The 22745-nt window shown below is 43.7% G+C and carries 11 protein-coding genes; all 11 read left to right on the plus strand.

Features of this window, described 5'->3' with window-relative positions:
* The first annotated feature begins 4 nt into the window (after positions 1-4).
* The 11 genes from JQX68_RS03730 to JQX68_RS03780 all read left to right on the plus strand — a co-directional run bounded on the left by JQX68_RS03730 (position 5) and on the right by JQX68_RS03780 (position 22742).
* Positions 5-1195 carry a CamS family sex pheromone protein gene (locus JQX68_RS03730; protein WP_014663077.1) on the plus strand — a complete coding sequence of 397 codons (1191 nt, stop codon included), beginning with the start codon at positions 5-7 and terminating at the stop codon, positions 1193-1195.
* A 125-nt stretch (positions 1196-1320) separates the two neighbouring features.
* Positions 1321-2514 carry an MFS transporter gene (locus tag JQX68_RS03735; RefSeq protein ID WP_014663078.1) on the plus strand — a complete coding sequence of 398 codons (1194 nt, stop codon included), beginning with the start codon at positions 1321-1323 and terminating at the stop codon, positions 2512-2514.
* Positions 2515-2595: 81 nt separating this feature from the next.
* On the plus strand, positions 2596-7092 hold the full coding sequence (locus JQX68_RS03740; protein WP_147772999.1) for a non-ribosomal peptide synthetase: 4497 nt from the start codon (positions 2596-2598) through the stop codon (positions 7090-7092).
* Positions 7089-8594: a serine hydrolase domain-containing protein gene (locus JQX68_RS03745; RefSeq protein WP_040083944.1), complete on the plus strand. Its 1506-nt coding sequence runs from the start codon at positions 7089-7091 to the stop codon at positions 8592-8594. The genes JQX68_RS03740 and JQX68_RS03745 overlap by 4 nt, the downstream gene beginning before the upstream one ends.
* Entirely contained in the window at positions 8584-9567 is a 984-nt protein-coding gene (locus tag JQX68_RS03750; RefSeq protein ID WP_014663081.1) for a cysteine peptidase family C39 domain-containing protein, read from the plus strand. The genes JQX68_RS03745 and JQX68_RS03750 overlap by 11 nt, the downstream gene beginning before the upstream one ends.
* Positions 9564-10265 (plus strand): thioesterase II family protein, encoded by a 702-nt coding sequence (locus tag JQX68_RS03755; RefSeq protein WP_014663082.1) that lies wholly within the window; start codon positions 9564-9566, stop codon positions 10263-10265. Before JQX68_RS03750 ends, JQX68_RS03755 begins: the two co-directional genes overlap by 4 nt.
* Position 10266: 1 nt before the next feature.
* Positions 10267-11121: a 3-hydroxyacyl-CoA dehydrogenase family protein gene (locus JQX68_RS03760; protein WP_069149104.1), complete on the plus strand. Its 855-nt coding sequence runs from the start codon at positions 10267-10269 to the stop codon at positions 11119-11121.
* A gap of 15 nt (positions 11122-11136) precedes the next feature.
* Positions 11137-12198, plus strand: coding sequence for an HAD-IIIC family phosphatase (locus JQX68_RS03765; protein ID WP_014663084.1), 1062 nt, complete (start codon positions 11137-11139; stop codon positions 12196-12198).
* A 25-nt stretch (positions 12199-12223) separates the two neighbouring features.
* Entirely contained in the window at positions 12224-12493 is a 270-nt protein-coding gene (locus JQX68_RS03770; RefSeq protein ID WP_003240117.1) for an acyl carrier protein, read from the plus strand.
* The gene (locus JQX68_RS03775) at positions 12480-13622 is read left to right on the plus strand and encodes an acyl-CoA dehydrogenase family protein (RefSeq protein WP_014663085.1); all 1143 of its coding nucleotides are present in this window, start codon (positions 12480-12482) and stop codon (positions 13620-13622) included. The genes JQX68_RS03770 and JQX68_RS03775 overlap by 14 nt, the downstream gene beginning before the upstream one ends.
* Before the next feature lie 21 nt (positions 13623-13643).
* The gene (locus tag JQX68_RS03780; RefSeq protein WP_147773000.1) at positions 13644-22742 is read left to right on the plus strand and encodes a non-ribosomal peptide synthetase/type I polyketide synthase; all 9099 of its coding nucleotides are present in this window, start codon (positions 13644-13646) and stop codon (positions 22740-22742) included.
* Positions 22743-22745 lie beyond the last annotated feature (3 nt).

Here is a 22745-nt window from a genome sequence, read left to right on the forward strand (position 1 = left end):
TCTATTGAAAAAGACGTTGGCATTGGCGGCAACGGCGGCAGTATTAATGCTGTCTGCCTGCTCGTCAGGTTTTGGGGGGGAGAAGGAGGAAGAGATTACGCAAAAGACGGCGAAATCGTCAGAAAAAGCGATTGTCCCGAAATATAATATCTCTGACTCCTATTACAAAATGGTGCTGCCGTTTAAGGCAGGCAAAGCGCGCGGCTTAACAACGGAACAGCTGAACACGAGACTGGACATTGACGAGTTTGAAACAGGGCTGATGCGTCTTGCCCAAGATTCTTTCTCGACTGACGATTATCTGTTCCAAGAAGGACAATATTTAGATGAGGATACAGTATTAAGCTGGCTGGCCCGGAAAAAAACGGGCTCTGATTTGAAAAAAGCCGAAAAAGAAGATAAGAACTTCAAAAATGAAGGCTTGAACCCTGCGCTCCCGAGTTCTGGTTCAACAGAAGAAAAGAACGAAAGCAGCCCGATTTATTTAGCATCCATGCTTGAGCACGATTATTTAGTCAGAAAAGACAAGAATTCTATCCAGCTTGGCGGCGTCATGATCGGACTGGCGTTAAACTCAGTGTATTACTATCGTGAAAAAACGGGCGACCCGCAAAAAGAAGTGGAGATTAAGGACAGCACGCTCCGCCAGCAGGGAGAAAAAATCGCACAGGAGGTTATTAACCGCCTCCGTAAAAAAGATAACTTGAAGAATGTGCCAATTACAGTCGCACTCTACAAGCAGGCGTCGAAAACATCGATTGTGCCGGGGAACTTCATCGCCAAAACAGAGGTCAAAGCAGGCTCTACTGATATCTCAAATTGGGATGACATCAATGAAAAATACGTATTCTATCCAGCGGATACAACCACAGCAGAAAAGTACCCGGATGACACCGAGGTCTTTAAGCGGTTCAAAAATTCAATTGAAGAATATTTCCCGAACTATACAGGCGTTGTCGGTACAGCGCTGTATGATAATGATGAAATGAAGAAAATAAAGATTGACATACCAATGCAATTCTACGGAAAAAGTGAAGTTGTCGCGTTTACCCAGTTCCTAACGGGTGAAGTGATGGACTACTACTCTAAAGGCTCAATTGATGTCGAAGTCAATATCACGTCCTCAGACGGACAAGAAGCGGTCATTATCCGCAATGCCGGAGATAAAGAGCCGACTGTTCACATTTATGACTAATATTGGATGACCCCTTGTGCCGCTGCGGCGCAGGGGTTTTTTGCGTTTTTTTTGAAGGCTAAGTAGCATTGGAGAGGGTGTTTATTTATGTTATGATGTTCTAAAAATAGAAAAGGGTTGAAATTATGAAAAATAAATCCTTTTATTTTATATGGGCGGGCCAGTCAATTGCCAATTTAGGAGATTCTTTATACGTGCTGGTTCTGACTCTATTTACGTATCAAGTCACAGACTCGGCCTTCTTGGCATCGCTGGTAGCCATGATGCAGTTCGTGGGTCAGTCATTAAGCGCAGTATTTATACCTGTTTTCATTCATAAATACAGACTAAAGCACATTTTGATTTTTTTACAGTTAACGCAAACCATTCTGTTATCTTTGTTGCTTCTTATATTTATGATAGATTTTAAATCTATTTTTATTTTTTTCTTTATCGTATTTTTAATGTCGCTGTTAGACGGAGGAACGATTCCAGTCAGAAATTCAATGATTCCCCGCTTTGTTCCAAAATCCATGTTGTTGAAAGCAAACAGCTTGGTGCTGACCTCTGACCAAATCGTGCTCCTGCTTGGATGGATGCTCGGCGGTATTTTGATCAAATGGCTCGGGCCGCAATTGCTGCTATTGTTGACTTTTGCCCTTTATGGCACCTCTACAGTCTCTTTATTTTTTGTCAAGGATGCGGGAAAAGGAGATGCAGAAAAGGAAGAAACCGAGTCCTTTATGGATAAAATTTCTTCTGGGTGGAAAGCGATTTATCGCATGCCTGTTATCAGAATGCTGACTGTTCTTGAGCTTTTATCCATGTTCGGCAGAAGTATTTGGACAGGAGCCATTATCCTTGTTTATGTCGATGAAGTGCTGCATAAAAGCGAAACATGGTGGGGGTTTATTAACGCAAGCTATTTCGCCGGCACCATTACAGGCGGTTTAATCGTTTGGAAACTTTCAAAAATAATGAATGGAAAACTGTTCTCGATGATTTTATGGACATCACTTGCCATCGGCGCTTGCACACTATGCCTTGCGCTTAATAAGTATGCGTTGGCATCGCTGCTTTTTGTTTTTATTTTAGGACCTTCATTTCAGCTCCGGGGAATTGCGATCAGAACCTATGTGCAGGAGAGCATAAATGAAACTTTGCTTCCGAAAATACTGTCGGCTCAGCATACAATAAGTACATTTGTATACGGTGCATCGATCTTAATTATGAGCAGTCTTACTGATTGGCTGGGTGTCCAATATGTATTTTTCTTAAATTTTATTATTTTTACTGTTTCAGCGCTTTTATCTTTAAAACTAAAAAATGAACAAATATAGACAATGTTTTATAAATATTTACAAATTATTTGTTATGTGATTAAATTGGTGATGTAAAATACTATTTGTAAAGAGGTGGAAATGTTGAGTGGTAACTTGAATTTATTTCCTCTTTCTCATCATCAAAAAAGAGTTTTAAATATCGAAAATTTATACCCCGAAACAGCTATTAATCATATTGGCGGCCTTATCCAAATCAATGGAAAACTTCATCTTGAGACATTAAAAAAAGCCATTCAGCATTGCATCAGACAGACAGAGTCCCTCAGAATACGGCTCGTAAAGCAGGAAGGATCAGTTCTTCAATACATAGACGAAAAAGTGCAGGCCCATGTGCCATCAGTCGATTTTACTTCAACCGACCATCCATATGAAAGAATGCTAGATTGGGCCGAACGGGAATTTAAAATCCCTTTCTCTTTGTTTGATGGCGCGCTTGTTCAATTTTATGTTTTTCAAACAGATGAAGCAACATGCGGGTATTTAATAAAATGCCATCACATTGTTGCTGACGGCTGGTCAATGAAAATCATCATTGATAAGATTAAGGATCTGTACATGCTTCTGGCAAAAGGAGCACTGCCTGAAAAAGCCGCTGATGACTATTCAATTCTCATAGAAAAAGAGAAAAAATACCTTTCTTCGCCACGATATCAAAAAGATGCCGCATTTTGGAAAGAAGAATTTTCTCATTTGCCGGACAGCTTCTTGTCAAAAAGTTCAGCGAACATTGCTGGTAAACGCAAACGATTTAAACTAGACAAAGAACATTCTGCTGCTGTTTATGAATTTATTCAAAAGCAAGGCTCCTCGTTAAACGCATTGTTTACCGCATCGCTGTTTTGGTATGTAAGCAAAGCAACGGGAGAGACTGATTTGATAATCGGCACGCCGGTGCTAAACAGGTCTGGAAAGAAGGAAAAAAGCACGGCGGGGATGACTGTCAGTACGATGCCGTTCAGAAAGAAAACAGACCTTGACCAGCGTTTCTCAGATTTTTTACAAGAAGTCAATTCAGACTATATGAAATACTTTCTCCACCAACGGTACCCCTATGACGAACTGATAAAGGAATTACAGCTGGCAAAACAGGGATATGACCAGCTCTTCCAAATGTATATCAATTCATACAACACCGACCTTGCTTCTGATATAGATGGATGCCATGTCGAATATGATGAATTATATAACGGATCACAGCCTTATTCCCTTCAAATTGCAGTTAAAGAATGGGACGAAGGCGGGGCAATCGAATTGCAGTTCGACTACAAGGTAGCGGATTACAGCGAAACGCAAATTCAGCAATTGAAAGACCGTTTACTCCGCCTGATTTTATTGCTTATCGAGGACCCAGATATTCAATTCAGACATTTGTCTATATTAACTGAACAAGAAAAAAGGGACGAGATATTTAAGTGGAATCAGACGCAGGCCGACTATTCGAAAGAACAGACAATCAATCAATTAATTCAAGCAACAGCCTCACAGCATCCGTTTCGGACAGCGATAGAGGATGGGGGCATACATGTTACTTATCAGGAACTGGATGAACGCTCCAACCAACTTGCCCGCTGCCTAATACATAAAGGAATAAGCCGCGGTGATTTTGTTGCCGTGAGCATGAAACACTCACCGGAGTTGATTGCTGTTTTACTGGGCATTTTAAAAGCAGGCGGCGCTTATGTGCCGATCGACCCCGAATATCCCGCGGAACGAATCAAGTATATTTTAGAAAATAGTGAAGCGGCGTTTTTGATTACAGACCCTCTTTTTAAAATAGACTGCCGTTTGCCAAGGCACGTAAAAAAAATCAGTATTGACTGCACAATGTTTAACGATTTAGATACGGGACAGTTAGACATCAGGAACGATCCTTCCGACATCGCATACATGATTTACACTTCTGGATCAACAGGGCAGCCGAAAGGCGTGATGATCGAACATCAAAGCCTTGTGAACTACATAACATCAGCCTCTCAGAATTATACTTCTTCCCAAGAGGACAGCTTTGCGCTGTACTCATCCATAGCTTTCGATTTAACCGTTACATCCATTTACACCCCATTAGTGACAGGAAATAAGATTGTCATTTACAGACAAGAAGATATCCCGGAATTTATCCTTCATCAAATCGTAAAAGAAAAGAAAACAGCTGTCATCAAGCTGACACCAGCGCATTTAGCGTTGCTGAAAGATGCAAACTTAAAAGATTCCTCTATTAAAAGAATGATTGTTGGCGGTGAGCAGCTGTCTGTTTCTTTAGCACGCCAAATAACAGAAGCATCAGATCGCCGCATCGAGATCTTTAATGAATACGGGCCGACAGAAGCGACCGTTGGGTGTATGATCCACAAGTATGACCGAGAACAGGATCAGCAAGCCTCGGTTCCAATTGGGGTTCCGCTGCAGAATACAGAAATTTATTTATTAGATGAACAGCTGCAGCCGGTATTGCCGGGAACTCAAGGCGAAATGTATATATCAGGCGATAATGTCGCCAGAGGATATTGGAAGCGTCCGGATTTGCAAACCGAGCGTTTTCTGGATAACCCTTTCATAAAGGGCAGAAAAATGTATAAGACAGGAGATCTGGCGAAAAGAACGAATAGTGGATTGCTTGAATATGCAGGGCGTAAAGACCATCAAATCAAATTAAGAGGCTACCGTATAGAACTGGGAGAAATTGAATTAGCCTTGCTTTCTCTAGCGGAAATAGAAGAAGCGGTTGTCATTGATTTTGATGATTCACAGGGCGGGAAGCAATTGGCGGCATATGTAGTGAGCTCTGCACCTGTGCCAGTGCTGGAGCTTAGGAAACAGCTTTCTGGCAAACTGCCCGTTTTTATGGTCCCGGCCTACTTTATCAAGATGGATCATATTCCGCTTACGCAAAATGGAAAAACAGACAAAGAAGCGCTCCCTGATCCTTTACTTTATCAAGAGCAGACAGATTACGGATTGTTAAATGAAGAGCAGAAAGAAGCTGAGGCGATTCTTTTGGAAACCGCGAAGGAGATTCTCGGCCAGACAGACATTTGCCCAGAGGACCATTTTTATCAGCTTGGCGGAGATTCTATCAAAGCCATTCAATTCGTTTCGAAAATGAAAGAAAAAGGTCTTTTTATCAAGACTCAGGATATTATGACATATCCCGTATTTAGAGAACTTGTCAGTGCTGTGACCAGCAAACAATCGCCTGCAATTTCTCAACAGAAGGCTGAAGGCAGAGTGATGGGCACGCCGATTACCCAATGGTTCTGGTCTTTGGATTTAAAGTGCGCTCATTTCTGGCATCAATCGGTAATGCTAACTGCTGAAAAAGAGATTCACCTTGAAGACGTTAAGACGGTTCTGTCTCTTTTAATCAATCATCATGACAGCTTGCGAATGAATGTAGAAAAAGAGACGAATGCCTTGGTCTATCACAATACAGATATCGAACCTTATATTGAATACTGGGATCTGTCTACTTTTTCCGAGGAAGAGCAAACCAAACAAATAGCAGTAATCGGGCAGGAAATGAGAAAAAGCACGGACTTATACAATGGAGTGCTTTTTAAAACCAGCATGATCAAAGCAAACGAAAAAATGCATTTGTTATTCACAGCCCACCACTTAATCGCGGACGGTGTATCATGGCAAATTCTGATTGATGATTTTCTTGCTCTTTTAGATTCATTAGATAAGAAGGAAGAGCAGAAACTCCCTTTAAAGACACACTCTTATCAGGAATTTTCACATTCGATCCATGAATACGCTTATTCACGTGAAGCGGAGGAAGAATGCAGCTATTGGAATGAAAAAGTGAAAAAAATTGAGCCGCTCTATGGGATTTGTTCGGAAAATTCCAAAGTTGAAAATAGCATAAAACTGAAACGGGTTTTGACAAGCCAGATGACCCAAAAACTGTTCAGTGAAGCAAATGAGGCGTATCAAACCCAAACAAATGATTTGATTATCACTGCGTTAATCCGGGCTTGCCATCATTGCACAGGCAAAGAGGTTATTTCATTGGAGTTAGAAGGTCATGGAAGAGAGCCATTAAAGGAAGACTTAGATTTTTCAAGGACGTTCGGGTGGTTTACAGCAATGTATCCCGCAGTATTTCAGGCAGAGGCTGATCTGCCAGCGCAAATCCGTTCAGTGAAAGAAAACCTGCGCAATATCCCCAATAAGGGGATTGGCTACGGCGCTCTCACCTATTTGAATAAACGAATGCCGGATCACAAGAAGCCTGAGCTGCGCTTTAATTATCTAGGAGAAGTTGACCGTTTTTTAGCAGATAAATCAGAATACCGCATGACTTATTTAAATTCAGGCGCTGAGTCATCGCCTGAAAATGATCTGACGGTCAGTCTTGATTTGACAGCGGGAATCTATGGCGGACAGCTAACGTTGGATTTAATCTGCAGCAATCTTTATCAGACAGAGGATATGGAACAGCTTTTAGATGAATTTTCTGTACAGCTGGAAGAGCTGACTGAACATTGCTGTAAACAAGAGTCTGTCGAATATACGCCATCAGATTTCGAAACCGCCTCATTATCTATTGAAGAATTGGATTCCTTGTTCAAATGATGAGAAACGTATGGCTGGTTTTCTGTCTTTGTATCTTGTCGGTTCAAATCTGGAGCGGCGGACACGCAAGCGCTCAGACGTCAGTTGATAAGCGCATTGACGCTCTGATCGAAAAGCAAATGAAGGAAAGCGGAATACCGGGGATCTCAGTGACAGTGGTAAAAGGAAATGCTGCGGTTTACGAAAAGGGGTTTGGTTATGCCGGCGACAGGCATAGCCGCCCTGTAACCGCCTCGACATTGTTTGAGTTGGGCTCAACCTCTAAAGCATTTACTGCACTGGGGGTACTTAAGCTTGTCCATTCGGGGGCAATCAGTCTAAATGACCCTGTCAGCCGGTATATCAGCGGATTCTATGCAGTTTACAACGGAAAGAAAACAGATATCACAGTTCATCAGCTGCTGCATCATACAAGCGGAATTCCATTTTTATCAATAGCGGATATCAAGATTGATTCTAAGGAAGATGCTTTGGAAAAAACGGCGAAGGGGCTAAAGGGAGTTGAACTTAGTCATAAGCCGGGAAGCACATTTGAATATGCCACAATCAATTATGATGTACTGGGATATATCATTGAACAGGCATCAGGCCAGCCGTACGAGCAATATATGGCTGAGCACGTTTTTAAGCAGTTAGATATGTCAAACACGTATGCTGGGCGGCACGCTGGTGATGACGGTGATGTATCATCAGGTTTTAAAATTGGATTTTTAAAGGCGAGAGCCTATGACGCGCCTGAGTATCGGGGAAACACGCCTGCCGGATATATTATCACGAACGCAGAGGATGTATCCAAATGGCTTCGATCTCAGCTGAATCACAGTGACGGTGATATAAGCCGTTTGATTGAGCAAAGCCACCTGCCTGATAAAAGCGTAAAAACGGACGAGCCAGGCGTGTATTACGGTGCGGGATGGTCAATTTTTGAAAAAAAGGGCAGAGTCAAAGAATTGTTCCATGCCGGCTCCAACCCGAACTTTTCTTCGTTTATTATCATCAGCCCTGATGATAATGCGGCTGTAGGGGTTTTGGCCAATATGAACAGCGCGTACCCTGAGAAAATTGCCCGTTCTGTTTTACAAGTGATTGCCGATCAAAACCAAAAGCAGGACGGTTCTGTCACTGATCCGTTTCAGGTCATTGATAGAGCTGCAGCTGCCTTGCTGGTTTTATTCAGTTTATTGCTTATTGTTCTGGTGTGGAGGGTTTATATTTTTCTAAAAAACGTTAAATCGAAAAATGTTCCCGTTCAGCAGCGAACAAGAATAAAGGCGCTGCTTTGGGGAGGGTTGCTGGCAGCCGGAATAGTGGTGCCGAAGCTTATTTCAGTCTTTGCCTTTAATGGCTTGCCTTGGAGCATGATATTTATTTGGGGGCCCGGATCTCTTCGTTATTTGGCGGCGGTTTATGGTTTGCTGCTCCTTGCCTCCTGTCTATTCGGTTTAACTGCTTGTTTTTTCAATCACCGTGCCGCAAGAAGGAGTGAGACGCATGAAATGTGAAACATCCATCCTTGGTATTCAGCCGTTTAACGACCTATTTTATCGCAGCTGTTTTTTTAACTGTTATTTTTCCGTAGTTCGCTCGTTTCAGCAAGAAATCTATCCTTATCTTTTAAATGACATGTATTCGTATCAATTGGATGAAGACGGTTATCCAATGGTTGATCGGACAGAAGTTTATGATCCTGAGTATGTCATGAATCAGCAGGGAATCATCGCGGATAAGCAATCGGTCAGCAGCAGTCTCATAGCTGATGTGAAACGCGATGTTCTTAAACATAAACCCGTCATCATTTGGTTGGATACATATGCGCAGCCTTATAGACAGGAATATATGTCTAAGCATAACCGGAACAGCATACTGATTTATGGCTTTCATGATGTAGATCAGTCTGTTCTTGCCATTGAAAACCGTTATCCCGATAACTTGTCATATGAAGCCAGAAATATTTCATATCAGCATTTGGCCAAAGCCTATCAAGGCTTTCACAGTTATTTTCAGCCTCCTGCCGCTTTTCATTCATATGCCTCCTTTTCTTATGATCCGGGCAGGGACCTCTCAGGGCAAAGCATTTTCAAGGATGCGGCTGCCTTCTTTGCTCATAACATCACCGGGCATGTAGATCGGATGTTATCCGGTTTGGCGTCCTTCAGCCGGTTTACTGAGCAATTTCACAGCATAAGAGACAGCGAAAAGCTCCTTCATTCATTTAATGGGATTTTAAATGTGAAAAAAACAGAGCAATACCGCCTCGCATTTCTTCCGGATTTTCAACAGCTTGCCGCTGTGACATCTGACATTATTGATGAGTGGGAAGCAGCGCGGCATCTTGCGGCTAAGCTTTATTTTTCGGGGGGATCTTCTTCTGGTTATGAAGATCGGATCAAAGATTCACTGAAAAAAGTGCTGGAGCTTGAAGCAGCCCATATTGAATGCCTGAAGGATATAGGAAAAGAGGAGAGGGTCAAATGATCAAATTATTCTGTCTGCCGTATGCCGGGGGTTCGAGCACCATCTTCAGCGGATGGAAAAGGTTTCTTGATGCGTCAGTTGAACTGGTGGCCCTAGAGCTTCCGGGACATGGAACGAGAATGTCTGAGCCATTGCTCAATCGTGCAGAATCCGTGACGGAAGATCTGTTTATGCAAGCAAAATCTCATTTGGGTGATTCGGATTATGCCATTTTTGGGCACAGCATGGGATCGCTGCTTGCATACGAATTGCAAAGGAAATTAACCATGGAAAATAAACAGCCGATCCATATGTTTTTTTCCGGGCGTTTCCCGCCTCATATCCCGGAAAAGAAAGTGCTTCATCAGCTTTCAAATTCCGCTTTAAAACAAGCGATTATTGAGATGGGGGGTGTACCGGAAGAATTCAGCAAAAATGAGCAGGTGCTTGACTTTTTCCTTCCTATTTTAAGAGCTGACTTTGAGTTGCTGGAAACATACAGGAATACAGCAGTTGCTCCATTATCCTGCGATATTTCAGTTTTTTACGGCAAACGTGATCTGCCGTCAGTGCTGTTTGATTTATCTGATTGGAGTCAGTACACCGATCAGACATGCAGATTTTACGAATTTGAAGGAGATCATTTTTTCATTAATCAGAAGACAGAAGAAGTGACAGCTAAAATCAATCATATTTTGAATCAGACAGGAGTGGTATGAAATGGATTTCAGAACTGCCGGTGTTATCGGAGGAGGCGTCATGGGGGCCGATATGGCTCTTGATTTATCTGCGAATGGGTATCAAGTGATTTTGCTGGATATCAGTGATGAAAAACTGAAAGCCGCAGAGGAAAACATTAAAAAGACATTTAGGCTTGTTCAACTGATGCGGAAAGAAAAATTCAGCATGTCATTGGAAGATGTGCTTGATAACATTCAATTCACAACTGAGCCGCACAATGTAGAGCCGGCTGATATCATCATTGAAAACGTAACAGAAGATTGGGAGATCAAAAAACAAGTGTATTTACAGTTAAAGGATATCTGCCGAGAGGATGCCGTCTACCTTGTCAATACAAGCTGCATCTCAATTACGAAGGTCGGTTCACTGATGCAACGTCCGGAAAAGGTAATCGGAGCACATTTTATGAATCCTGTTCCTCTGAAAGAACTTGTAGAGGTGATACGGGGCGATGCCACCTCTGACGAGACTGTCAATGCAACCGTCGAGTTTTTGAAATCTTTCGACAAAAACCCTGTCGTCGTTCATGATTTGCCTGGCTTTGTGTCAAATCGTGTGTTAATGCTGACCATTAATGAAAGCATTTGGACGGTACAAGATCAAGTGGCGACACCAGCCAATGTGGATAAAATTTTCCGCGGCGGGTTCGGGCATAAAATGGGTCCGCTCGCGACTGCGGATTTAATAGGTCTCGATACGATCCTTAACTCCTTGCTGGTTCTATATGAAAGCTACAAAGATTCAAAGTTCAGGCCGTGTCCGCTGCTCGTGAAAATGGTAGACGCAGGAAAGTTAGGGAGAAAGTCAGGACAAGGATTCTTTCAATACAGTTAAAGGAGGGGCAGGCCATTGAAAAAGGGAGTTAAGTGTGTTGTCTGGGATTTAGATCATACGCTATGGGATGGTATTCTGCTTGAATCAGATGATGTAAAGCTGAAGGAACATATCAAAGAGATTCTGACTGAGCTTGATGAACGCGGCATATTGCTGTCTGTCGCCAGCAGAAATGACGAAGCTGCTGCTATGGAAAAATTAAAGGAATTTGGAATAGACCATTTCTTTTTATATCCGGAAATCAGCTGGAATGCCAAATCGGTCTCTTTGGAAAAAATCAGCAAAAACCTCAATATTCATAAGGATACGCTTCTCTTTATTGACGACCAAGCGTTTGAAAGGGAAGAAGTGAAAAATGCCCATCCGGAGATTTCGTGCTGGGATGCCGTTCGGTATAAGGATCTAATCGTCGACCCGTTGCTGAAGCCTGCATTCGTAACAGAGGATGCCAAAAGACGCCGGCAGATGTATCTGGAGGATGATCGCAGAAAAGAGGATGAAGAGCAGTTTGAAGGACCGTCCGAACAATTTCTTGCCACTCTGAATATGAAGTTTACGATCAGCCATGCGCAAGAAAGCGACTTGCAGCGGGCAGAAGAGCTTACGGTGCGTACAAATCAGCTGAATGCAAGCGGAAAAACATACGATTATCAGGAATTAAATTATTTCCGAGAATCAGACTCTCATATGCTGCTAGTCTGCGAACTTGAGGACAAGTACGGCTCTTATGGAAAGATCGGACTCTCTTTAATAGAAGAAAAGGGAGATGAATGGCATATTAATCTTCTTTTAATGTCATGCCGGGTTATGTCCCGCGGTGTCGGTACCATATTACTGACAGCTATTTTAAATGAAGCGAAACAAAAAGGGAAAAAACTGTTTGCCGATTTTAAACAAACAGATCGCAACAGAGTCATGTATATCACCTATAAATTTGCCAATTTCAAAGAACATACGAAGGGCCCGGACGGCTACATTCTATTTGAAAATGACCTGAGCCAGATTCAGCCGTATCCTGCGTATGTCGAGGTCAAAACGGAATTCAGCCAATCACCTGTTGCGGGAAGCAGCAATTAATCTAAATAGCGGGGAGAGCAAATAGATGAATCTTCATGAACAAATTAGAGAATATATTGAACAAAATTTGGTGGTCTTTGACGATGAAATCGAATTAACCAATGATGATCACATTTTTGAAATGGGATTTGTAAATTCTTTATTTGCGATGAAGCTTGTAACATTTCTTGAGCAAAACTTTGGGTTTCAGCTTGATAACGAAGATTTAGATATTGCCAACTTCAGCACAGTAAACCGAATCGTCAGCCTAATTGAAAAGAAACAGAACGGAGCGCTTGCTAATGAAAACAGCTGAGATGAAAGCCGACATCATTCAAGATTTCCGGGGTTACTGCGATGAAAAAATCAGACCTTTTGCAGGCGAGTTTGATGAGAAGGAATGCATCCCGGCAGAATTAATAAAAGAGTTAGGGAGCAAATCTTATTTTGCTGCGGGGATTCCGGAAGTTTATCACGGATTGGGATTGAACCCTGTCGAGTACGGTTTGTTTACTGAACAAGCAGGAAAAGCGTGCTGTAATATTCGAACCCTTTTGACTGTAAATTCGTTAGTCGGTGAATCTCTGCTGCGGTACGGTACAGAGCGCCAAAAAGAAGAATGGCTTGTCCCTATCGGAAAAGGAGAGAAAATCGGAGCGTTTGCATTGTCTGAACCAAACATTGGTTCAGACGCAAACCACATTGAAACATCGTATGCAAAAAACGGAAGCAGCTATGTCATCAACGGCAGAAAAAAATGGATTTCCTTTGGCGCCATTGCTGACTTTTTTCTGGTTATAGCCCGGGATGGAGAAGTGGTTACAGCCTTTATTGTAGACAGCCGCCAGAGCGGAGTAACGGTAAAAAAAATGGAAGGCATGATGGCCAATAGAGCTTCTTATCTTGCGGAAATAGAGTTTGACGGCGTCGAGGTTTCTGATGACCAAATATTAGGGCCAATCGGGGGCGGTTTTAATTACATCGTTAACTTGGCTTTGGATCATGGCAGATACAGTGTGGCATGGGCCGGATTGGCGATTGCACAGGAAGCCGTCGATTCTTTAGTCACATACTCACGGAAGAGAAGCCAATTCGGAGAGAAGCTCTACAAACATCAAATGATTAAAGGAATGATCGGTGATGCCGTAACACAGCTGCATGCAGCCCGCGCCTTATGCATGAAAGCCGGCGAAATGCGGATGAAACAAGATCCAGAGGCCGTGACAGAAACGTCTGTCGCGAAATATTTCACTTCAAAGGTTGCTGTTGAGATTACCAATTCAAATGTGCAAATCCACGGAGGAAGCGGCTTCAGCAGAGATCATTCAGCAGCCCGCCTGTACAGAGAAGCCAAAGTATTGGAGATCATTGAAGGAACATCTCAAATTCAGCAGCAAGTTATAGCGAATTATGGATTGAGACGATATTTTGTCAAACATATATAGGCAGAGGATGGAGAGGATTCTGTGAGTGAGCAAATGAAGAAAATAGATAAAAATAACATAGCCAACATTCTCGGACTGACAACCATTCAGGAAGGTCTGCTTTTTCATCATTTAATGGAGCCGGAAGGCAATGCCTATTTTGAACAAATGCTGATAAAACTAGAGAGCGAACCAGCCCGTGATCTTTTTGAAAAAGCATGGCAGCAAACGGTTCAGCAAAATGAAATGCTGCGGACGGTGTTTAGGTGGAAGGAAACAGCTAAGCCAATTCAAGTGATATTAAAGCATCATAATATAGATATCCGTTATCAGAGCATCCCGTTCGAGAAAGGGATTTCTCAGGATAAGCTGAAGGAGGAGCTTGCGGCCTGTGATCGGAAAGAGCCGTTTCAGCTTCAGGAAGTCCCTTTTCGTGTCACACTTTATCAAACAGAAGAAAACGGGATCTGGATGATGATCAGCTTTCATCATATCTTGATGGACGGCTGGAGCATGGGGATTGTCCTCAAAGAGTGGATGGAGTCATATCAAGCGTTATCCATGGGTCAAACACCTGTTGTTTCTCAAAAACCGTCATATCAAGGATTTGTGAAATGGCAGCAGGAACAGCAGCGTAAAACAAAAGACAGCCAGGCGTCATTTTGGAAAGGGTTATTGAAAGACTGGGAGCCTGTGCAATTGCTGCCGAATACAGAAAGGCCAGGGAAGCGAAATGCTATTTTTTCTAAACATGAGATACAGCTTCCGGTTTCAGCAGGAAAGGCTCTGCGCTCACTCGCTGCTGAACGGCAAGTTACGCTTGCTTCCATTTTATATAGTGTGTGGGGGCTGCTGCTAAAGAAGTATTCTGATCAAGAAGAAGTGGTGTTCGGGACAACCGTTTCAGGAAGAAGCGCGGATGTGCCGGGAATAGAACAAATGACGGGGCTGTTTATTAACACCATTCCGCTTCGTCTTCGCTTTGCGCCTCAATCCACGCCTTTAGATGTGATTCAGCTTGCGCATGAGCAGATTGCCAAAAGAAGTGAATATGAACATACACCGCTGTCTGATCTAAAAACATATGCGGGTCTGACGGCTGAGCAGTCATTATTTGACACGATTGTCGTGATTGAAAATTATCCGCTTGATCAAATGCTTAAGTCAAACAGTCTTCCTCTTTCAATCGAACAATATGACATGTTTGAGCAAACTGAGTTTGATTTGACATTGAGTGTACAAGCTTTTGATGAACATATTCATTTTTCTTTTATCTACAATCCTGGTGCTATGTCTGCTCTTCAAGTGAAGCAGCTTGGGGATCATTTTCTCAACCTGTTATCGGAAGTGATTGACAATCCGGCAGACAGATCTGTGCACCGCTTGAATATGCTTTCCGAAGATGAAGTGCATTATCAGCTTGAAGAGTTTTGCAACTATAAAGGTATGACCGGCAACGGACATCAGACTGTTATTGATTTGTTTGAGCGGCAGACAGCAAAGACGCCGGACGCTCTTGCTGTGGAGTTTCGCTCGGAGTCCCTGACCTATGATCAATTAAATAAAAAAGTGAATCAGCTCGCCCGTTTTTTAGAAGGTCAGGGAGTCAGACCTGCACAAAGAGTCGGTATTTTAACAGAACATTCAATTGAAATGGTGATCGCTTGTCTCGCTGTATTAAAAGCGGGCGGCGCTTATGTTCCAGTTGATCCCGATTATCCGCCGCAAAGAATTGAATATCTTCTTCAGGACAGCGGGATAAACCTGCTGCTGACAGAGGATATCGATGGGCTGGTTTACTCGTACGACGGTGTGAAAATAGATATTACCGATCAGAACCTTTATCAAGGAAACGACAGCAATCTGGTGAAACAATACGGTCCGCAAGACATTGCGTATTGCATATATACCTCTGGAACAACAGGCAGGCCAAAAGGGGTGCTTGTTAAGCATCTGGGTCTTGAAAATTATGTTTCCTGGGCCGCCGAGCAATATGTAAGAGGCCATAAAAGAGATTTTGCCCTTTATACGTCTTTATCTTTTGATTTAACAGTAACTTCTATCTTTACCCCGCTTATAACCGGAAACGCAATTATTGTGTACCAGGATAAAAACAAGCAGCTTCTTGTGGAACAAATACTGAAAGATAATCGGGCCCACGTTATGAAGTTAACGCCGTCCCATCTTCATTTCATTTCCGAGATGCCGTTTCAGGACAGTGTCATGGAGTGCCTGATACTGGGGGGAGAGCAATTAGAAACCTCCCTTGCGGCGAAAATTGAACAAAACTTCGATGGGAAAATTGAAATTTTTAACGAATACGGACCGACGGAAACGGTAGTCGGCTGCATGATTCACCGCTACTCATCTGAAATGGATAAGGATCTGTATGTGCCGATCGGCCGGCCTGCAGCACATACTGGTATATACATTCTTGATTCACATATGAATCTGCTGCCCCGAGGAGCAGCGGGAGAACTCTATATTGCCGGAAAAGGAGTAGCAGAAGGCTACTTAGGCCGGAAGGAACTGACGGCAGAGCGATTTGTGGCGCATCCTTTTAAGCCCGGAGAAAAAATGTATAAAACAGGAGACGCAGCCCGCTTTTTACCAGATGGAACCATTCAATTTTTAGGCAGAAATGATGACCAAATCAAACTTAGGGGCTATCGGATTGAGAGCGGGGAGATTGAACATTGGCTCTGCCGGTACGGACGGATCAAAGGGGCGGCGGCTGTCGTGAAGAAGGACGCGTCCCAGACACCGTGCCTGGCTGCTTATCTTTTCACTGATGAGACGATTGATGAAAAGCAGCTGCGTGAATACCTGCGCCGTCATTTGCCGGAATATATGATTCCATCCCGATTTATTGTGATGGATGAGATGCCGCTGACGGCTAATGGAAAACTGGATAAAAAAGCACTGCCCGAGCTTGCCGCAGAGACAAAACGGAAGGTGCTTATGGAGGCCCCAGCTTCTGAAACAGAAAAGATGGTGCTGGAGGTTTGGAAACGTGTACTTGGTCAAGACAGCATCAATGTTCACGATAAATTTTTTGAAATCGGCGGCACTTCCCTGCATTTGATCCAAGTTAATCAGCAGCTTTCTAAGGAAACGGGAAAAAGTATTCCTATGGTTGAGATGTTCCGCCGTCCAACAGTTCAGTTGCTTGCTGAATTCTTATCAGGCCAGGATGAAGGGCAATCAAAAAAGAAAGCACCATTCATATCAAAAAGGAAGGCTCCTTCAAATGACAGTATCGCCATCATCGGGATGGCCGGGCGTTTCCCCGGCGCTAAAAATATAGATGAATTTTGGCATAATCTGAAAAACGGCAAGGAATCCATCTCTTTTTTCACTGATGAAGAGCTGTTTGCGGCGGGCATTGATGAACAAACATTTATGAGAAGTGATTATGTAAGGGCGAAAGGAATCATCGATGGCCCTGATTTATTTGATGCCTCTTTCTTTGGCTATTCACCGGGGCAGGCAGAGGTCATGGACCCGCAAATCCGCCTTCTTCATGAGTATGTATGGAAAACGCTGGAGGACGCAGGGTGTGTTTCAGCTGAATATGAAGGGAAAATCGGTTTGTTTACAGGAACAACCTCAAATTTTCAATGGCTCCAGCATTTCGCTGACTCATTAGACGGCAGGATGTCAGAGCTGTTTGAAATCGGCTCTTTAAATGATACCTATACAATCAGCACGCGGGTTGCTCATAAACTTAATCTGAAAGGTCCAGCCATTACCCTGCAGACCGCTTGTTCAACCTCCTTGGTCGCGCTGCATTTGGCATGCAAATCAGTGCTGAATGGAGAATCCGATATCGCTCTCGCAGGAGGTGTGTCCATTCTCCACCCGGTTAAGTCAGGCTACATCTATCAAGAGAATATGGTGAAATCGCCAGACGGCCATTGCCGAGCCTTTGATAAAGACGCGAAAGGCACTGTAGGAGGCGACGGAGTCGGATTTGTCGCAGTGAAATCGTTGAGCCGCGCGTTGGCTGACGGCGATAGGATCTACGCGGTTGTAAAAGGATCTGCGGTCAACAATGACGGTGACCAAAAGGTAGGCTTTAATGCGCCGAGTGTGGAAGGCCAGACAGAGGTTATAAGAGAGGCGATTGCTGATGCGGGGATTGAGCCGGAAACCATCAGCTATGTGGAAACCCACGGGACAGGCACGGCTCTCGGAGATCCAATTGAAATTGAGGCCTTAACCAAAGCGTTTCAAACGAATAAAACCGCGTTTTGCCGGATTGGTTCCGTAAAAACGAATATCGGACACCTTGATGCTGCTGCAGGCGCGGCGGGTCTCATTAAAACAGTTCTTTCTCTGAAGCATCAACAACTTGTGCCTAGTCTTCATTTTAAAGAAGCAAATCCCAATATTGATTTTGAAAACAGTCCTTTCCTTGTCAATGACACGCTCCGGACGTGGAAGAAAACAAATGCTCCGAGACGTGCAGGCGTGAGCTCATTCGGTATGGGCGGCACAAATGCCCATGTGATTCTGGAGGAAGCGCCTGTCAGTGAACGTGAAAAACATTCGCGTTCGTATCAGCTGTTTCCTCTTTCAGCAAAAACGATGAATGCTTTAGAAAAAACGAAAGACCTTTTGCTTGAACACATGGAAAGGAACTCTGAACTTAATGCAGCAGACGCCGCCTATACACTACAGGCCGGAAGACAGCACTTTGATTATAGGCAAATGTTTGTGGCAAAGGACAGGCAGGATGTCATCCGCCTGCTTTCCGAGAAAAAGGACAGAGGACTCAGTAGAATGTCGCGGATTCAGGAAAAAAAGGAGAAAAAATTGATCTTCATGTTCACAGGCCAAGGCAGTCAATACGTGAACATGGGCAGGGATTTATACACGGAGGAGCCGTTTTTCAAAGAGACGATGGATCACTGTTTTCAAGAATTTTATGAAGCGACTGGTGAGAGGCTTGAGAATATTCTATACCCTGATCAGCAGGATGAAGAAGCTGCCGCGATAAAGCTTCAAGAGACGAAATATGCCCAGCCGGCTATTTTTATGCTGGAATATGCGCTGTCACTTTTATTGATGAAGTGGGGGCTGCGGCCATGGGCTATGATCGGCTACAGCTTTGGTGAACTAACGGCTGCCGCGGTATCTGGAGTGTTTACGCTCAGTGATGCCATCAAGCTGATCAGCTTGCGTGGACAAGCGATGCACGAAGCGCCGTCAGGCATCATGTTAAGCGTGCCAATGCCAGAGGAAGAACTGAAAGCGATTCTCCCCGATTGCATTTCATTGGCTGTTGTGAATGACGCTTCTTGCATTGTGTCGGGGCTAGAGTCTGACATTTCAGCGTTTGAAGAACAGTTAAAAGCCAAAAAAGTGCTTTGTATGAGAGTAAAAGGTTCAATTGCTGCCCACTCGCACGTCATGGCTTCCGCCGCTGAACGATTTGGAAACACGGCTAAGCACATTTCTTATCAAAAACCGGGTGTTCCCTTCTTCTCGAATTTAACGGGAGACTGGATAGCGGATGAAGAAGCTGCGGACTATGACTATTGGAAGCGGCACATGACTGAGACTGTTCGTTTTGCTGAGGGTATTGGCGTGTTAACGAAGCAGGAGCATGCTATTTTTATCGAAATCGGCCCGGGACAAGATTTAAGTGTGCTGGTGAAGAGATCGATTAACGATGAGATGCGCCAGCATGTTTGCAATGTGCTGAAACACAGCAGGCAGAATATGTCGGATGTCCAATTTTTACTCAGCAGAATTGGCACGCTGTGGATGTATGGCGCAGTCATTGATTGGCGCGGGCTGCATGAGGGCAGAAATCCTGAAAAAATTACAATGCCGCAATATCCTTTTGAAAAGGAATCCTTTTGGCCCAAACGGAAGCATACTGCCAGCGGAAAAGGCAATAAACATTCCGGAGGAAAGCTCCCGCTTCAGGATTGGTTTTATCTGCCGCAATGGGAAAAAGAAATCCTGCCGATTTCCCGAGAGATTGAAGCGGCGGAACAACGTTTGCTTGTCTTCATGGAGGATGGCGATTTTTCACATAAGCTTATTCAGGGGATGCAATCTGCCTGTGCTTCTTGTGTCATCGTTAAAAAAGGGCATAACTTTCAGCAGGTTGAAAAAGGAGTGTACACACTTCGCCCAGACTCTGCGGAAGATTACTGCCGTCTCTTTGAAGTGTTGGAGAAGGAAAAGATTCAGTACAGCCGGATTTTGCACCTCTGGGGGCTGGCAGAGAAGAATGAAACCGCTGCTGCAGAGTGGATTGAGCAGATCCAAAACGAATCCTATTACTCGTTGCTTTACTTAGGGCAAGCATTGAAAAAGAAAGGAACAAACCAGGAAATTTCGATCTTTGTATTATCGTCCCTTACGTATCAGCTTGGCGGAGAAGAAACGTTATATCCAGAGAAAGCCGTACATCTGGGGCCGAGTATGGTCATATCTCAGGAAACACCGTTCCTTCGCTATCGAGTGATTGATATAGACAGGCAGAAAGAAGATTCCTGGAAAGAAGACAAGCTGCTGGGACTCATCAGATCTGAGCTGATGACCGAATCAGGCAATCTCCTAACGGTTTACAGAAATAATAAAAGGTACACCAGGAATTTTATTCACAAAGCAGTGCCTGCAGAATCATCGCAAGGGCACCTTCGTCCCGGAGGCGTATATATTCTGATTGGCGGGCTGGGCTTCATCGGTTTACATGCTGCCAAAACCATTGCTGAGAAAACAAAAGGAAAGCTTATTCTGACTAGCCGTTCCGGCCTTCCGCCGCGGAGTGAATGGGAGTCCTTAATCAGCACGCATGCTGAAGATGATCCAACTGTTAAAAAAATAAAATCAATATATGAGATAGAACAAACAGGCGCGGAAGTTATTGCTGTTGCTGCGGATGCAAGCTGTGAAGCGGATATGTCTGAACTGGTTCATGCGGCTGAACATAAGTACGGCTCCATACATGGCGTAATTTATGCAGCTGGAATAACAGGCGAACAATCATTCAGGATGATGGAGCAAACGGATAGAAGTTTTTCGAATGCTCACATTCAAGCAAAAATGACAGGCGTTGCGGTATTAGAAAAAGTGTTGGACGATCGGCCGCTTGATTTCTGCTTTTTGATTTCGTCCTTGTCTCCGATATTGGGAGGACTTGGATTTACCGCCTATACTGCAGTTAACCATTTTGTTGATGCCTTTGTATATCAACATAATGCGCAGCATCCTGTTCAGTGGACAGCCCTAAATTTAGATGGCTGGGAATTTGAAGACGGCAAAAAACCGGATATTCCAGTCGGAGGGGATTTAGAAAATACCCTGATTCGTGCGCATGAGGGCAGAGAGGTTTTCGAGAGAATTTTCACATTTGATCATATGGATCAGATTGTCGTGTCTGCCACGGATCTGCAGGAGAGGATACAAAGATATGTGAATCGTCTGCACCAGCCTAGCGATGAACAGCAAGAAGAGGACGTTTCGCTGTATGGGCGGCCAGAGCTTACCGCTGAATATGTTGAACCAATAACTGAAATGGAGAAAGAACTTCTTGTTCATTGGCAGTCATTTTTCAAAATTGATCAAATCGGCATAGACGATGATTTCTTTGAGATGGGCGGTGATTCTTTAAAGGCGATTACTTTCATTTCCATTCTTCATCAAGCGTTCAATGTGGAAATTGCGCTGCCGGATTTCTTTAACATTCCGACGATCAGGCAGATGGCCGAATTTATCAGCCAAGCCGACAAGAAGATTTACAGAAAGATAGAAAAAGCTGAAAAACAGGATTATTATCCGCTGTCCTCAGCGCAAAAACGGCTTTATCTTGTTCAGCAGTTAGATCAAACAAGCACTGGTTACAATGAGTTCACTGCCGGCCGGATTGCAGGAAAGCTTGATATGCAAAGGCTGGAGAATGCGTTCCGGCAATTGATTCATCGTCATGAGAGTTTAAGAACATCCTTTAAAGCAATAGACGGTGTTCCTATGCAGTGCATAGCTGAGCATGCGGAATTTCATGCAGACTTTTTTGACCTATCCCATTTGGCAGGCCAGGAAGGGCAAAACGAAAAAGAACAAGAAGTCATCAGCAGCTTTTTAAAGCCGTTCCAGCTTGATCAGGCACCCTTGATGAGAGCTGGTGTGATGAAGAACTCTGAAAACGAGTATATTCTGATGCTCGATATGCACCATATTATTTCTGACGGTCTATCTCAGGACATCTTGGTCAGCGAGTTTATGGATCTATATGACGGCAAAGAGCTTGCACCGCTTGAACTGCAATATAAAGATTTCTCAGAATGGCAGAATCAGATGCTTCAGTCTGATGACCTGAATGAGGTGAAAACATATTGGCTGAAACGGCTTGACGGCTTCCGTGAGCTTCAGCTGCCGGCTGATTACCGGAGACCTGATGTTAAAAGCTTTGCCGGCGCCCATTATCGTTTTGATGTAAGCAAAAAAGAGCTTGAGGCGTTTAAAGCCATTATGGCCGATGAAGACGCCACGCTGTTTATGGGACTTTTATCAATCTATCAAGTCCTGCTGCACAAGCTCACTGGACAGTCCGACATTGTAGTCGGCGTTCCGGTTGCGGGGAGAAGGCAGGAGGAGCTGCAGCGGATCATCGGTATCTTCGTTAACATGCTTCCGCTTCGGTTTTATCCGGAAAAAGAGATGACGTTCACTCAATTTCTGCACCATGTCAAGCAGCTGGTGATTGATGACTTTGATCATCAAGATTATCAGTATGAACATATGGTTCAAGACTTGAAGTTAGATAGGACGTTAAATAGGAATCATATTTTTGATACCGTTTTTGCTCTGCAAAATCTAAGCCAGCCTTCTTTAGAGGTAGACGGGATCACACTAACCGACTATGAATATGAAACAGCGGTTTCCCGGTTTGATTTGCTTTGGATCGCTTCAGAAGACGAAAACGGTTTATCTTCTGTCATTGAATACAGCACTGAGCTGTTTACAAGAGAAACGATTGAAGGCATTGCGAAAGGGATTAAAAAGGTGCTGTCAGCCGTAATTGATTGTAAGCAAACTGCTCTCAAGGATATTGACCTGACTTCAGGCATCAATGATTTAGAAAAGGTATCGTTGCTGGAACTAGACGATCTGAAAATCTAGCAG

This window comes from Bacillus sp. LJBS06 (assembly GCF_016924995.1).
Taxonomy (GTDB): domain Bacteria; phylum Bacillota; class Bacilli; order Bacillales; family Bacillaceae; genus Bacillus; species Bacillus stercoris.